At 71.2% G+C, this 12,897-nt stretch carries 13 protein-coding genes and 1 pseudogene; 1 reads left to right on the top strand and 13 read right to left on the bottom strand.

From position 1 onward, the window contains the following. Nucleotides 1-3: 3 nt before the first annotated feature. The 13 genes and pseudogenes from ACFYUS_RS05140 to ACFYUS_RS05080 all read right to left on the bottom strand — a co-directional run. Nucleotides 4-861 carry an amino acid ABC transporter permease gene (locus ACFYUS_RS05140; RefSeq protein ID WP_388846051.1) on the bottom strand — a complete coding sequence of 286 codons (858 nt, stop codon included), beginning with the start codon at nucleotides 859-861 and terminating at the stop codon, nucleotides 4-6. Continuing rightward, nucleotides 858-1,502, bottom strand: coding sequence for an amino acid ABC transporter permease (locus tag ACFYUS_RS05135; RefSeq protein ID WP_388846048.1), 645 nt, complete (start codon nucleotides 1,500-1,502; stop codon nucleotides 858-860). The genes ACFYUS_RS05140 and ACFYUS_RS05135 overlap by 4 nt, the downstream gene beginning before the upstream one ends. Nucleotides 1,503-1,519: 17 nt before the next feature. Next, nucleotides 1,520-2,437, bottom strand: coding sequence for a glutamate ABC transporter substrate-binding protein (locus ACFYUS_RS05130; RefSeq protein ID WP_388846044.1), 918 nt, complete (start codon nucleotides 2,435-2,437; stop codon nucleotides 1,520-1,522). A 14-nt stretch (nucleotides 2,438-2,451) separates the two neighbouring features. Further along, nucleotides 2,452-3,231: an amino acid ABC transporter ATP-binding protein gene (locus ACFYUS_RS05125; protein ID WP_388846041.1), complete on the bottom strand. Its 780-nt coding sequence runs from the start codon at nucleotides 3,229-3,231 to the stop codon at nucleotides 2,452-2,454. Between the two features lie 138 nt (nucleotides 3,232-3,369). Further along, a complete protein-coding gene (locus tag ACFYUS_RS05120; protein ID WP_388846039.1) occupies nucleotides 3,370-3,813 on the bottom strand; it encodes a DUF6278 family protein in 444 nt (147 codons plus the stop codon). Between the two features lie 81 nt (nucleotides 3,814-3,894). Next, the gene (locus tag ACFYUS_RS05115) at nucleotides 3,895-4,674 is read right to left on the bottom strand and encodes an exodeoxyribonuclease III (RefSeq protein WP_388846037.1); all 780 of its coding nucleotides are present in this window, start codon (nucleotides 4,672-4,674) and stop codon (nucleotides 3,895-3,897) included. 39 nt (nucleotides 4,675-4,713) lie between these two features. Further along, nucleotides 4,714-5,346, bottom strand: a complete 633-nt coding sequence (locus tag ACFYUS_RS05110) for an MBL fold metallo-hydrolase (protein WP_388846034.1) — start codon at nucleotides 5,344-5,346, stop codon at nucleotides 4,714-4,716. Nucleotides 5,347-5,355: 9 nt separating this feature from the next. Continuing rightward, nucleotides 5,356-6,615, bottom strand: a complete 1,260-nt coding sequence (locus ACFYUS_RS05105) for an alpha/beta fold hydrolase (RefSeq protein WP_388846031.1) — start codon at nucleotides 6,613-6,615, stop codon at nucleotides 5,356-5,358. 91 nt (nucleotides 6,616-6,706) lie between these two features. Beyond that, a complete protein-coding gene (locus ACFYUS_RS05100; RefSeq protein ID WP_388846028.1) occupies nucleotides 6,707-7,450 on the bottom strand; it encodes an amino acid ABC transporter ATP-binding protein in 744 nt (247 codons plus the stop codon). Continuing rightward, the gene (locus ACFYUS_RS05095; protein WP_388846025.1) at nucleotides 7,447-8,316 is read right to left on the bottom strand and encodes an amino acid ABC transporter permease; all 870 of its coding nucleotides are present in this window, start codon (nucleotides 8,314-8,316) and stop codon (nucleotides 7,447-7,449) included. Before ACFYUS_RS05095 ends, ACFYUS_RS05100 begins: the two co-directional genes overlap by 4 nt. Nucleotides 8,317-8,347: 31 nt before the next feature. Continuing rightward, nucleotides 8,348-9,229, bottom strand: coding sequence for an ABC transporter substrate-binding protein (locus tag ACFYUS_RS05090; RefSeq protein WP_388846022.1), 882 nt, complete (start codon nucleotides 9,227-9,229; stop codon nucleotides 8,348-8,350). 50 nt (nucleotides 9,230-9,279) lie between these two features. Next, entirely contained in the window at nucleotides 9,280-10,116 is an 837-nt protein-coding gene (locus tag ACFYUS_RS05085; RefSeq protein WP_388846019.1) for an SAM hydroxide adenosyltransferase, read from the bottom strand. Nucleotides 10,117-10,646: 530 nt separating this feature from the next. After that, nucleotides 10,647-11,112 (bottom strand): annotated as a pseudogene (locus ACFYUS_RS05080) (ROK family protein); the annotation flags it as partial. A gap of 325 nt (nucleotides 11,113-11,437) precedes the next feature. Here ACFYUS_RS05080 and ACFYUS_RS05075 point away from each other — a divergent pair. After that, nucleotides 11,438-12,897: DNRLRE domain-containing protein (locus ACFYUS_RS05075; RefSeq protein WP_388846016.1), on the top strand; the 1,460-nt coding region annotated here is incomplete at its 3' end.

The raw sequence follows: 12,897 nt of genomic DNA, 5'->3' as shown, positions 1-12,897 counted from the left end.
CCGCTACCGCTGTCCCGGCAGCAGCGTCTCCGGTGCGGCCGGGGCGACCTCCGCGGCCTTCGTCCTCGGGCTGCGGCGCTCCCTGCGGGCCACCCAGCCGGCGAACCAGGAGAGCAGCATGCACATCCCGATGTAGACCGGTGAGATGAGGAGCACGACGGGGATGAACGGCAGGTCGTAGTCGAGGTTGGACGCGATCAGCTTGCCCGCGTGCAGGAACTCCTCGTAGGTGATGAGGAAGCCGAGCGAGGTGTCCTTGAGGGCGACCACGAGCTGGCTGATGATGGCGGGCAGCATGGCGCGGACGGCCTGCGGCGCCAGGACGTACGTCATCACCTGGGTCTTGCGCATGCCGAGCGCGTACGCCGCCTCGCCCTGGCCGCGTGCGACGGCGTGGACGCCGGTGCGGAAGACCTCGGCGAGCACCGAGCCGTTGTAGAGGGTCAGTCCGGCGACGAGCGCGGGCAGCGGCTGCGCCTTGAGCGCCACGAAGACGAAGAAGATCATCACGAGGACGGGCATGGCGCGGAAGAACTCGACGAGCAGGGTGGAGGTCCAGCGCGGCACCCGGTGCGCGGAGAGGCGCCCGGCGGCGAGGACCGCACCGAGGGCGAGCGAGAGCACCGAGGCGAAGGCGAAGGCCTTGAGGGTGTTGCCGAGGCCCCTGAGCAGCAGTTCCTGAATGCCCTTGTACACGAAGGGCGTCCATTTGGTGGCGGCGAACTGGCCGGTGTCGAAGAGGAGGTACAGGATCCAGCCGGCCGGCGCGAGGATCACCGCGGTGGACGCGAGCCCGTAGAGGAGGTGGCGCCGCCGGGCGGCCGGCCCGGGGATGTCGTACAGGGCGGTGGCGCTCGTCATCGGGCGACTCCCCAGTGCTTCTCCAGGAGGTGGAAGAGGGCGCTGATGCCGAGGGTGATGATCAGGTATCCGACGGCGATCCAGACGAAGGTCCAGACGATGTCGTAGCCGAGTTCGCTCAGCGTCTTGTAGGTGCCGAGGAGTTCGGTGACGCTGAACGCCCCCGCGATCGCCGAGTTCTTGGCGAGGGCGATCAGGGTGGAGCCGATGGGCGGGATGACCGTGCGGAAGGCCTGCGGGAGGACGATCGCGGAGAGGGTCTGGGAGAAGGTCATGCCGAGGCTGCGGGCGGCCTCGCCCTGGCCGAGCGGGACGGTGTTGATGCCGGAGCGCAGCGCCTCGCAGATGAAGGCGGAGGTGTAGCAGCCGAGGGCGAGGACGGCGAACGCCTCGAAGGGCAGGACGAGGCCGAAGCGGGGCAGGCCCAGCATGACCGCGAAGAAGAGCAGGGTCAGCGGGGTGTTGCGCAGGACGGTGACCCAGACCGTGCCGAGGGCCCGGAAGGAGCCGACGGGCGAGACCCGGAAGGCGGTCATGACGAAGCCCAGGACGAGGGCGAGGGCCGAGGAGTAGAGGGTGAGTTCGACGGTGCCGAGGAACCCCTCGCCGTAGAGCGAGAAGTTGTCTGTGAGTACGTCCATGTCAGCGGTGGGGGTCCTCAGTTCGCCGGGTAGCGGTCGATGGCGGGCGGCTGCGGGGCGGGGACCCCGGAGAGGCCGAGGGTGGCGTCGTAGGCCTTCTTCCAGTCGCCGTTCTTCTGGTGGGCGGCGACGGCGTCGTCGAGGGCGAGGCGGAGCGCGGTGTCGCCGTGCGGGACGCCGATGCCGTAGGGCTCCTCGGAGAACGGCCTCCCGACGACCTTGAGTGCGTCGGGGACCTTGGCGGCGTAGCCCATGAGGATGGTGTCGTCGGTAGTGACGGCGTCGACCTGGTAGGTCAGCAGGTTGTCCACGCAGACGGAGTAGGTGTCGTAGGCGACGAGTTCGGCCTTCGGGTAGCGCTTCTCGATGCGCTGGTACGGGGTGGAGCCGGCGGCCGAGCAGACCCGCCTGCCGTCCAGGTCCTGCGGTCCGGCGATGCCGTTCTCGTCGGCGCGGACCAGGAGGGACTGGCCGGCCCGGTAGTAGGGGCCGGCGAATCCGACGAGCTTCTTGCGGTTGCCGTTGATGGTGTACGTGCCGACGTAGTAGTCGATCTGGCCGATCCGGAGGGCCGTCTCGCGGTTGGCGGAGGCGATGGTGCGGAAGTCGACGCCGGCCGGGTCGAAGCCGAGGGAGGCGGCCGTCATCTTGGCGATCTCGATGTCGAAGCCGGAGTAGCGGCCGGTGGCCGGGTCCTTCTCGCCCATGTAGGGCTGGTCCTCCTTGGCGCCGACGACGAGCCGGCCGCGTTTCCTCGCCCGGTTCCAGGTGGCCGAGCCGGGCAGCGTGAAGCCGGACCGGACCCGGTAGACGGGGAGCCGGTCGGGCTGCGGGCCCTTGACGGGCGGGCTGCCCTCCCTGCCGCAGCCGCCGAGCGTCGCCGCGACGGCGAGCAGCAGGGCGAGTACGGCCGGGGTCCGGTGCGTACGCTGCATGGCTGCCACCCCGGTCAGTGCGCGAGGATCTTGGAGAGGAAGTCCTTGGCGCGCTCGCTGCGCGGGGCCGTGAAGAACTCCTCCGGCACCCGGTCCTCGACGATCCTCCCGTCCGCCATGAAGACGACCCGGTGGGCGGCGGAGCGGGCGAAGCCCATCTCGTGGGTGACGACGACCATCGTCATTCCCTCGCGGGCGAGTTGGCGCATGACCTCCAGCACCTCGTTGATCATCTCGGGGTCGAGCGCGGAGGTCGGCTCGTCGAAGAGGAGGGCCTTGGGGTCCATGGCGAGGGCGCGGGCGATCGCCACTCTCCCCCAGTGCCTTAAGGGCCTGGGAGGTGCCCCCTGCTGCTGGCCCCCGGAGAGCTGGGCCGGGTACTTGTCGGCGTGCGCGGCGAGGCCGACCCGGTCGAGGAGATCGCGCGAACGCCGGTCGGCCTCCTCCTTCTTGCGCCCGCGGACCTTGATCTGCGCGAGGGAGACGTTCGCGAGGACGGTCTTGTGCGCGAAGAGGTTGAAGGACTGGAAGACCATGCCGACGTCGGCGCGCAGCCGGGCGAGCGCCCTGCCCTCCTCGGGGAGGGGCCGGCCGTCGATGAGGATCTCGCCCGACTCGACGCTCTCCAGCCGGTTCATCGCGCGGCAGAGGGTGGACTTGCCGGATCCGGAGGGACCGATGACCACGACCACCTCCCCGCGTCCGACGGCGAGGTCGATGGACCGGAGGACGTGCAGCGCGCCGTAGTGCTTGTTGACGCCACGCAGTTCGATCAGCGGATCGACGACGGCCATGCGCTGCCCTGCCCCGTTTCTCAGCGGTGTCGCGGTCAGCGCAAACTATCCACGAGAAAAGGGGACTTCAGGCCCGACACGCATGAAACCGGGATAAGCCGTATTTACTGCGGAAGAGTGCCGTGCGGCCCGTGGGGCTCAGTGCTCGGAGGCCTCCGCGTACACCTGGGAGAGCTCCGGCGCGCCCGTCATCGCCCAGTCGAGACCGGCCTCGACGACCTGGATCTCCCGGCCGGAGGCGAGCCGCACCACGGGGCCGCCGCCGGGCCACACCTGCCAGCGGGCGCCCGGCACGTTCCGGACGATCACGGTGCCGAGGTACAGCCCGGCGTCGTTCCCGAACCAGGGCAGCTCCTCCGGATCGTTTCGCCAGCGGGGCGGCAGCTGGTCGAGCTCCTGGAGGGAGCGCGGGGTGTCGTCCAGGGCCACCCCGGCCTCCCCGACACGGGAACGCAGCAGCTCGCACTCGGAGAGGAGCTCGGCCACCCCCTCCGGGTCGCGGTCGAAGGCCGCGGCCAGAGGGGAGTCCGCGGGCTCGGGCTCATGCCTCTTCAGCCAGCTGTCCAGAAAGGGAATGTTCATCCGAACAGCGTCGCACCGCCACCTCCCCGTCGACCACCCGGCACGCGGTGACGATCTCCGCGGCGGGGAGGGACGACCCGGTCAGACGTGGAGGTCGACGACGACCGGAGCGTGGTCCGAGGCGCCCTTGCCCTTGCGCTCCTCGCGGTCCACATAGCTGTCGGAGACCGCCCCGGCGAAGGACTTGTTGCCGTAGACCAGGTCGATGCGCATGCCCTTGTTCTTCGGGAAGCCGAGCGCGCGGTAGTCCCAGTACGTGAAGGGGTGGTCGTACTTGAGGGGGCGCGGGACCACGTCGGCGAGACCGGTCTCGCGGAGACCGGCGAGCGCGGCCCGCTCCGGCTCCGTCACGTGCGTGGCGCCCTCGAAGACGGAGAGGTCCCAGACGTCCTCGTCGGCCGGGGCGATGTTGTAGTCGCCGAGGACCGCGAAGGGGCGGTCCCCCGCCGCGTCCTGGGCGACGGCCGCCTTGAGCGCCTCCAGCCAGCGCAGCTTGTACGCGTAGTGCGCGTGGTCCACCTCGCGGCCGTTCGGCACGTACACCGACCAGAGGCGGACCGGGCCGCAGGTCGCGGAGACCGCCCGGGGCTCCTCCACGCCCTCGTACTCCGGGCCGCCGGGCAGCCCGGTCACCACGTCCGCGAGGCCGACGCGGGAGACCAGCGCCACGCCGTTCCACCGCCCGGTGGCGTTCACCGCCGACTCGTAGCCCAGGGCGCGCAGCTCCTCGACGGGGAACTGCTCGGCGGCGCACTTGGTCTCCTGGATGCACAGCACGTCGGTGCCGCTGCTCTCCAGCCAGGCCAGGAGCCGGGGCAGCCGGGCGGTGATCGAATTGACGTTCCAGGTGGCGATGCGCATGTGCGCAAGCCTACTGGCGGGGTGTGACAGTCGGCGCGATCACACCTCGGCGGAGGTGCCCGAGGACAGCCGCCGGTGGTCGGTGCCGCCGAGCTCGCCGATCTGGCGGTCGTAGATGGGCCGGGCGAGATCCGTGAGCAGGGCGTCGTGGATGTCGTACGCCCGGCGCGGCCGGACCTCGCGCACGTAGTCGATGACCTCGGAGATCTTGTTCCAGGGCGCCATGACGGGCAGCAGCAGCGTGTCGACCGGCCGGTCGGGCACGGTGAGCGCGTCGCCGGGGTGGAAGACGGCGCCGTCGACGAGATAGCCCACGTTGGTGATGCGCGGGATGTCCGGGTGGATCACCGCGTGCAGTTCGCCGTGAACCTGGACGTCGAAGCCGGCCGCCGTGAAGGCGTCGCCGTGCCCGACGGTGTGCACCCGCCCCGGGAAGGCCGCCGAGAGCCGGTCGGCGACGCTGCGCAGCGTCCAGATCTCGGCGGCCGGGTTGGCGTCCAGGGCGGCCCGCAGCCGGCCCTCGTCGAAGTGGTCGGCGTGCTCGTGGGTGACGAGCAGCGCGTCGGCTCCGAGGACGGCGTCCTCCTCGGTGAACATGCCGGGGTCGAGGACGAGCGTGCGGCCGTCCTTCTCCAGCCGCACGCAGGCGTGGGACTTCTTCGTCAGCTTCACGCGCCCAGGCTACGCCGGGGGCGTCGTCTCCTCCGCGACGACGCGGGTGACCACCCGCAGCGCCGTCTCGGCGGCGGGGAAGCCGCAGTACGCGCCCGCGTGGAGCACGATCTCGCGGAGTTCCTCGGGCGAGAGGCCGTTGCGCAGGGCGGCGCGGGTGTGGTCGGCGAGGGCCTCCCGGTGGCCTCCGGCGATCAGGGCGGTGAGGGTGACGACGCTGCGGGTGCGCCGGTCGAGCCCCTCTCGGCTCCACACCTCGCCCCAGGCGTAGCGGGTGACGAGCTCCTGGAAGGCCCCGTCGGGGTCGTCGGCGAGGGCCTGGTCGACATGGGCGTCGCCGAGGATCTCCCTGCGCAGCCCGAGCCCCTTCTCGTACGGGTCGGGCCGGCCTGTCTCGGCGGGCACGGCCTCCGGGGCGGCCGGGGCGGGCTCGGCGGCGGGGACGGGCGGTGCGGGCGGCGGCAGCACGGTCAGGGTGCCGCCGGTCTCCTGGGCGATGCCCGAGAAGTGCTCGGCGAGCAGGTCGATGACGGCGGCGGGCTGCTCGACGGGGGCGAGGTGCGAGGCGCCGGGGACGACGGCGAGCCGGGCGTCGGCGATGCCGGCGACCAGGGTGCGGGCCTCGGCGGGGCCGGTGACCCGGTCCTCGGAGCCGACGAGGACCAGGGCGGGGATGCCGATGCTGCCGAGGGCCCCGCGGACGTCGAAGACGGCGAGGGCCTCGCAGGCGGCGATGTAGCAGGCGGGGTCGGTCGTCCGGACCATCTGGACGGCCCAGTCGACGATGGCGGGCTGCGCGCCGGCGAAGAGCGGCGTGAACCACTGCTCGGGGGCGGCGCGGGCCATCGGCTCCAGGCCGTTGGCCCGGACGATGACACCGCGCTGGCGGAACTCGTCGGCGGTGCCGAACCGGGGCGAGGTGGCGACCAGGGCGAGGGAGGCGACCCGGTGGGGCGCGCGGAGGGCGAGGTCGAGGCCCACGGCGCCGCCGAGGGAGCAGCCCGCGTAGCCGAAGCGCTGGACGCCGAGCGCGTCGAGCGTGGCGAGGAGCCGGTCGCCGAGCTCGGCGACGGAGGTGAAGGGCTCCGCGGGCGCGCCTCCGTGCCCCGGGAGGTCGAAGCGGACGACCCGCCACTCCCGGACGAGCTCCGGGATCTGCCGGTCCCACATGTGGAAGGTCGTACCGAGGGACGGTCCCAGGACCAGGACCGGGGCGTCCTCTCGCCCGTCGACACGGTATTGAAGGGTGTTCGTCGGTGTCTCGCTCACCCGCAAGACCCTCTCATCTCCCGCCCTCCCGCACGGCGCCGGGTCGTTCCCGGTGCTTCCCGGCCGCTCCCGGCGGTCCGGGAGGGCCGGTCTAGGAGCGGTCGAGGGCGCGGGCGAGGAAGCGCCGGGTGGCCTGCTCCCGGGGGTCGGTGAGGACCTGCTCCGCGGTGCCCTGTTCCACGATCACGCCGTTCTCCAGGAAGCAGACCTGGTCCGCGACCTGCCGGGCGAAGTCCATCTCGTGGGTGGCCATCAGGATGGTCAGGCCGCGCTGCTTGAGGTCCGCGACGACGTCCAGGACCTCGCCGACCAGTTCGGGGTCGAGGGCCGAGGTGATCTCGTCGAAGAGCAGCAGCTCGGGTTCGGTGGCCAGGGCGCGGGCGATCGCGGCGCGCTGTTGCTGCCCGCCGGACAGCCGGTCGGGGTGCTCCCGCGCCTTGTCGGCGAGGCCGAGCCGGTCCAGCAGCTCGTGGGCCCGTGCCTCGGCCTGCTTGCGCGGGACGCCGTGGACCTGGCGGGGTGCGAGCGTGATGTTGTCCAGCACGCTCAGGTGGGGGAACAGGTTGTAGGCCTGGAAGACGATGCCGATCCGCCTGCGGGCGACGTCGGGGTCCAGGCGCGGGTCGGTCAGTTCGGTGTCGCCCAGGTGGACGGTGCCGTCGTCGACGACCTCCAGCAGGTCCACGCAGCGCAGCAGGGTGGACTTGCCCGAGCCCGAGCCGCCGATGAGGCAGACGACCTGGTGCTCGGCGACGTCCAGGTCGATCGAGCGCAGGACCAGGCGCGATCCGTACTGCTTGCGGACGCCCCGGAGGCGCAGGAGTGGCTGGTTCATCGGCCCGTCTCCGCCCAGGTGCGCTGCGCCGCCCGCCGCTGGAGCCGGTCGGCGAAGCGGGTCAGCGGAATGGTCACCGCGATGAACAAGAGAGCCGCTCCCAGGTACGGGGTGTAGTTGAAGTCGTAGTCGGCCTTGATCTGCGCCGCCCGCAGCGCCTCCAGCGGGCCGAGGACGGCGACGAGCGCGGTGTCCTTCTGCAGCGCGATGAAGTCGTTGAGCAGGGGCGGGACGACGTTGCGCACCGCCTGTGGCAGGACCACGTGCCGCAGGGTCTGGCGCTGGTTGAGTCCCAGGGCCCGGGCGGCGTTGCGCTGTGCGGGGTGCACCGAGTTCAGCCCCGCCCGGAACACCTCCCCCACGTAGGCGGCGTAGGAGAGGACCAGGGCGATCACTCCGAGCACCCAGGGCTGGGAGGGGGTGCCCTGCAGCTGCAGGGCCGGGAGGCCGAAGCCGACGAGGAAGACGAGCAGCAGGGTCGGCACCCCGCGGAAGACGTCCACGTAGACGGTCGCGGCGAGCCGCAGCGGCTGGAGGCCCGGCGCGCGGGTCACCCGCACCAGGGCGATCAGCAGCCCCAGGACGAGGATCAGGACCTCGGCGACGAGGAACATCTGGATGTTGAGCCAGAAGCCCCGCAGGAGTTCGGGGAACGCGGCACGGAGCTCGGCGCCGTCGAGGAACAGGCTGTTGACGCGCTCCCAGCCGGGCGAGGCGACCGCGGCCGCGCCCAGCGCCACCAGGGCGAGGACGGTGCACAGGGCGGAGATCCAGGTGTGGCGGCGCCGGCGGGAGCGGCGGAAGCGCTGCCGCTCCCGCTCGTGCTCGCTGGGCCGGTAGGTGTCGTCGTCCGGCGCCGGCGACACGGCCGTTTTCGTGAGTTCCACAGTCGGCCCGCTACTGCTTCAGCTCGGGGACGTTCGCCGAGGCGGACAGCCACTGCTTGGTCAGCCCGGCGATCGTCCCGTCGGCCTTGAGGGCGCTCAGGGCCTTGTCCACGCAGGAGGTGTACCCGCTGTTCTTCGGCAGGAGCAGGCCGAACTCCTCGGGGGTGCCGCCCGCGTAGCCGAACTGGCCGACGATCTTGCCGTTGTCCAGCTCCGCCGCGGCCAGGTAGAACACGGTGGGCAGATCGGTGACGATCGCGTCGATCTGCCCGTTCGTCAGCGCGGTGACCTCGTCCTTGGTGGTGTTGAAGACGCTCGGCTTCTTCGAGGGCTTGAGCTGGTCGAGCACGGCCTGGTAGCTGGTCGTGGCGACCTGCACGCCGATCTTGGCGTCCTTGAAGGCGCTCAGGGACGTGGCCTTCGCGAACTTCGAGTCGTCCAGCGTCAGGATGGCCTGGCTGGCCGTGTAGTAGCTGCTGGAGAAGTCGACGGCCTTGGCGCGCTGCGGGGTGATGGAGATCTGGTTGATGTCGAAGTCGTAGGACTTCGCCCCGGGGGCGTAGGAGTGCGCGAAGGGCTCGACGACCCACTTCACCTGGTCCTTCGCGAAGCCCAGCTTGCCGGCCACCGCGTAGGCCACGGCGCTCTCGAAGCCCTTGCCGTTGGACGGGGTGTTGCTGTCGAACCACGGCTCGTAGGCCGGGGAGTCCGTCGCGACGGTCAGCTGGCCGGGCTTGTGGAGGCTCGGGCTGCCGGTCGTGCAGTCGGCGGCCTTGGCGGAACCGGCCGCGCCGGGAGTGGTGCTCTGGGGCTGGGGCGCGCAGCCGGCCGCCGCCAGGACGACGGCGGTGGCGGCGGCGGAGGCCGCGACGGCTATCCGGGTACGGGACATCGAGGGGTCCTTCGGGAGAGGTCCGGGAAAAGGGACGTGAGATAGAGATATCAGCTGGTGAGATCGAACACCTGGTCGCCCTGGTGCAGACCGAACACGTCGGCCGCGGAACCGCCGCGGATCACCAGTTCGGCGAAGCCGACACCGGAGCTTCCGACCGTGATTCCGGGCTCGCCGTAAGGGACGTCGGGGAGCCGGTCGTAACATCGCACCTCGACGTCGCGGCCCTCGTGCCGGTTGTGCACGAGCAGTCCCTTCTCGCCGTCGTAGCCGGGCAGTTCGACGGCCGGCAGGTCCAGCTTGCAGTTGCCGAAGTTGTCCACGACCGCGACCCGCACCTCGCGTGCGACGGGCGGCTGGACCGCCTGCGGCCGCGCGGGGACCGCGTGGCCGTCCGCCAGCCAGCGGGCGAGCAGGGGCACGTACCACAGGCTGCGGAACTGGGTCCGCACCATCTCCTCGACCTCGGCGGGCGCCAGCTCGGCCCAGTCGGCGGCGGCGGCCTCCAGCACCTCGCGGACGTCGGTGACCTGCACCTCCTCCAGGCCCAGGTAGGCCGCCAGCGGGGCGAGGACCCGGTGGTTCAGCGTACTGATGACCAGGTGGTCCCCGTGCCGGAACCAGCAGAACGGCACGCCGTTGGGCCAGTGCCCGTCCCGCGGGGCGATGTTGACCAGGACCACCACGGGCTGCGTCGGCCCGCCGATCAGGTCCGTGGAGCGCAGCAGGTCGAGCAGGGTGAGGGCGGCGGCGCCCTCCGGGTCCGGTCCCGTCAGCGGCAGGACGGTCGGCGTGGCGCCGAAGAGGGCGGCGATACGGGTGGACTGCCGGGCCAGCGCGTTGGGGTCGGCGCAGTCGGTGAGGGAGACGACCGGTAGACGGGTCATGGCGGGTTCTTCGCCTTCTGTCGAACTGGGGAGGAAAGAGCTGGGGGAAAGATGCGGGGAAACAAAAAACGGACCCCCCGTTTCCGGAGGGTCCGTCGCATCCTGTGCGCGCACGGCTTCGCTAGCGAAGCGCCTCCGAAGTTCGGGGCATCATTCGCATCATGGCGAGGGTGGTGGTGCGCTGCATGGACGGGACCTTAGCACCAACCGGAAGCACCGCAACCACCTGTCCACGGAGTGAACACCCAGGTCAGCTCGGGGTCTGGTGGCGGAGACCGCGTACATGCGGGGAAAAGCGGGGCCGGTGAGGTCGACCGTGATGTCGGCGCGCGGGCGCGGTCCTCACGGGTCACGACGGCGCCGGCCCAGGTCGCGTCGTCGGCGAAGGTCCAGCCGGCGATGCCGGCGTCCCGCTCGCCGACGGCGCCCCGGCCCGGGGTGAGCGCGGAGCGCGCGGTGCCGGCCTCGGGGCCGAGCCGGGCGCGGGCGGTGCGGGCCTCGGGGCCGAGCTGGGCGCGGGTGATACAGACGTCGGGGCCGAGCCGGGCGCGGGTGATGCGGGCCTCGGGACGGTAGCCGCGGCCGGTGAGGTGGCGGCGGAGGGCGTCCCTCGTGGGCGAGCTCGGTGATGAGGGGGCCGGTGATGTCGGGGACGTTCCCCTTGACCCGCTCGATGATCTCGTACGCGACCGGGGAGTCGGCGGCGGCCAGCTCACGGGCCTCGCGGACCAGCGCGTTCCCCGAGCTGTACTGCTCCCAGCAGCCACGGTTGCCACAGGGACAGCGATGCCCGCCGGGGACGACCTGCATGTGGCCGAACTCCCCCGCGACACCGAACTTGCCCCGCTTGACCTGGCCGTCCTCCAGGATGGCACCGCCGATGCCGGTACCGAGGGTGATCATGACGAGGTGGTCCTCGCCGCGCCCGGCGCCGAAGCGCCACTCGGCCCGGGCGGCGCCGATCCCGACAACGTGCGCGTCACGCCGGACTTGAATTCGGGAATATCGAGCCATATACCGAGGCCGAATTCCGGATTGCCCGAAATGGGTAATCGGTTGACGGCGTATCGACTCCGTGATGCAGAATCCCTCCGCTGCGATCGACGCACCGCGAAAAAGAGGTCACCTTCCCGTACGAAGTGGCCCGATTTGTCATGCCTTGCGGCGCTTCGATTGAGGTCAGATCCATCGCGACCGGCGACGGAATGTCCACGCCGGCGTGCCTGACACACCTTTCCTCCCTAAAAGGAAGGGTGCTTGAGAAGGGATTCGCGTGAGACTGAAATACGGGCGGGCGATAGCCTGCCTCGTGGTTTCGGCCATGGCCGGAACTGCGATACCACAAGTCGCTTATGCGGCTCCGGTTTCGGATGACGGTGATACGGGCGTCTTCGATGCCCTCTCGGGCTGGTTCTCCGACACGGACGACAAGGCCGAGCCGGCGAAGCCGGTCGAGCCGTCGACCGGCGGTACTCCCGTCCTGCCGAGTCGGGAGAAGCTGCCGAAGGGCAAGGCGGCGCCGAAGCCGAAGCGGGTCGCCGAGCTGACCGGGAGGCGGACGGCGACCGCCCGCTACTGGCAGCTGTCCGACGGCCGGGTGCAGGCCGAGGTCTCGGCCGTCCCGACCGGATACCGGGCGGGCAAGTCCTGGAAGGACATCGACCCGACGGTCGTCCCGTCCGGCGCCAGGGGCTTCGCCTTCGCCAACACCACCAACGCCGCGTCCAGCTGGTTCGGCTCGGACGCGGGCCGGCTGGTCCGCTTCGAGGCCGCCGGCGGGCACGCGGTCACCCTGGGCCTCGTGGGCGCGGGCAAGCTCGCGCCGGTCGCCCAGGGCAACACGGTCAGCTACAAGGACGCGGTGCCGGGCGCGGACCTGTCCTACGAGGTGGGTCCGGGGCGGGTGAAGGAGAACATCGTCCTGGACGCCAAGCCGTCCGGGCCGGTGTCCTTCACCTTCACCCTGGACGCGGGCGGGCTGACGCCGAGGCAGAACAAGGACGGTTCGGTCTCCTTCTACGGTGAGGGCGCGGATCCGGTCCTCGTCATCCCGGCGGCGTTCATGACGGACGCGAAGAAGGACGCGAAGGCGCCGTACGGGGCCGCCTACAGCGGGCAGGTGGCCCAGAAGCTGACCCGGGCGGGCAAGGGCTGGGAGCTGACGGTCACGCCGGACGCGGCGTGGCTGGCCGCGCCCGGGCGGCAGTACCCGGTGACCATCGACCCGACGCTCTCGATCGCGCCGACGCCGAGCACGGCGCAGGACGTGATGATCTCGTCGGACGGTCCGACGACGAACTACGACGACAACTGGCGTCTGTCGGTGGGCAACACCTCCACCGGTGCCTCGCGGGCGCTGATCCGGTTCCCGGTCTCCAGCATCCCGGCCGGCACCAAGCTGGACTCGGCCGATCTGAAGCTGTACTTCGACCAGACCCACACCACCGGCGACACCGAGGTCCAGCTGGAGGCGCACCGGGCCACCCAGGCGTGGACGGAGTCCGGGGCGACCTGGAGCAACGCCAACGCGATCACCGGTGAGCTGTCCGGCACGGCGGTCGTGGTGGACAACGGCGAGGCCGGGCGCACCGCGGCGGTGGGTGCGTGGCCGGCGTCGGGGAACACGGCGTACACGCAGTACGCGGTGAACCAGACGTACATGTACAACAAGGACGCGGTCGCGGGGGACAGCTACACCTGGCAGCCGAGTCTTCCCGAGGACGGCACCTACCAGGTCGAGACGCACAACATCCCGGCCTCGGACCGTGCCGTGAACGCGCC

Origin of the sequence: Streptomyces sp. NPDC004284, from assembly GCF_042874035.1 — a bacterium.
In the GTDB taxonomy this organism is placed as follows: Bacteria; Actinomycetota; Actinomycetes; order Streptomycetales; family Streptomycetaceae; genus Streptomyces.
Note: the sequence above shows the minus strand (reverse complement) of the source record. Positions and strands in the feature narration are given on the sequence as shown.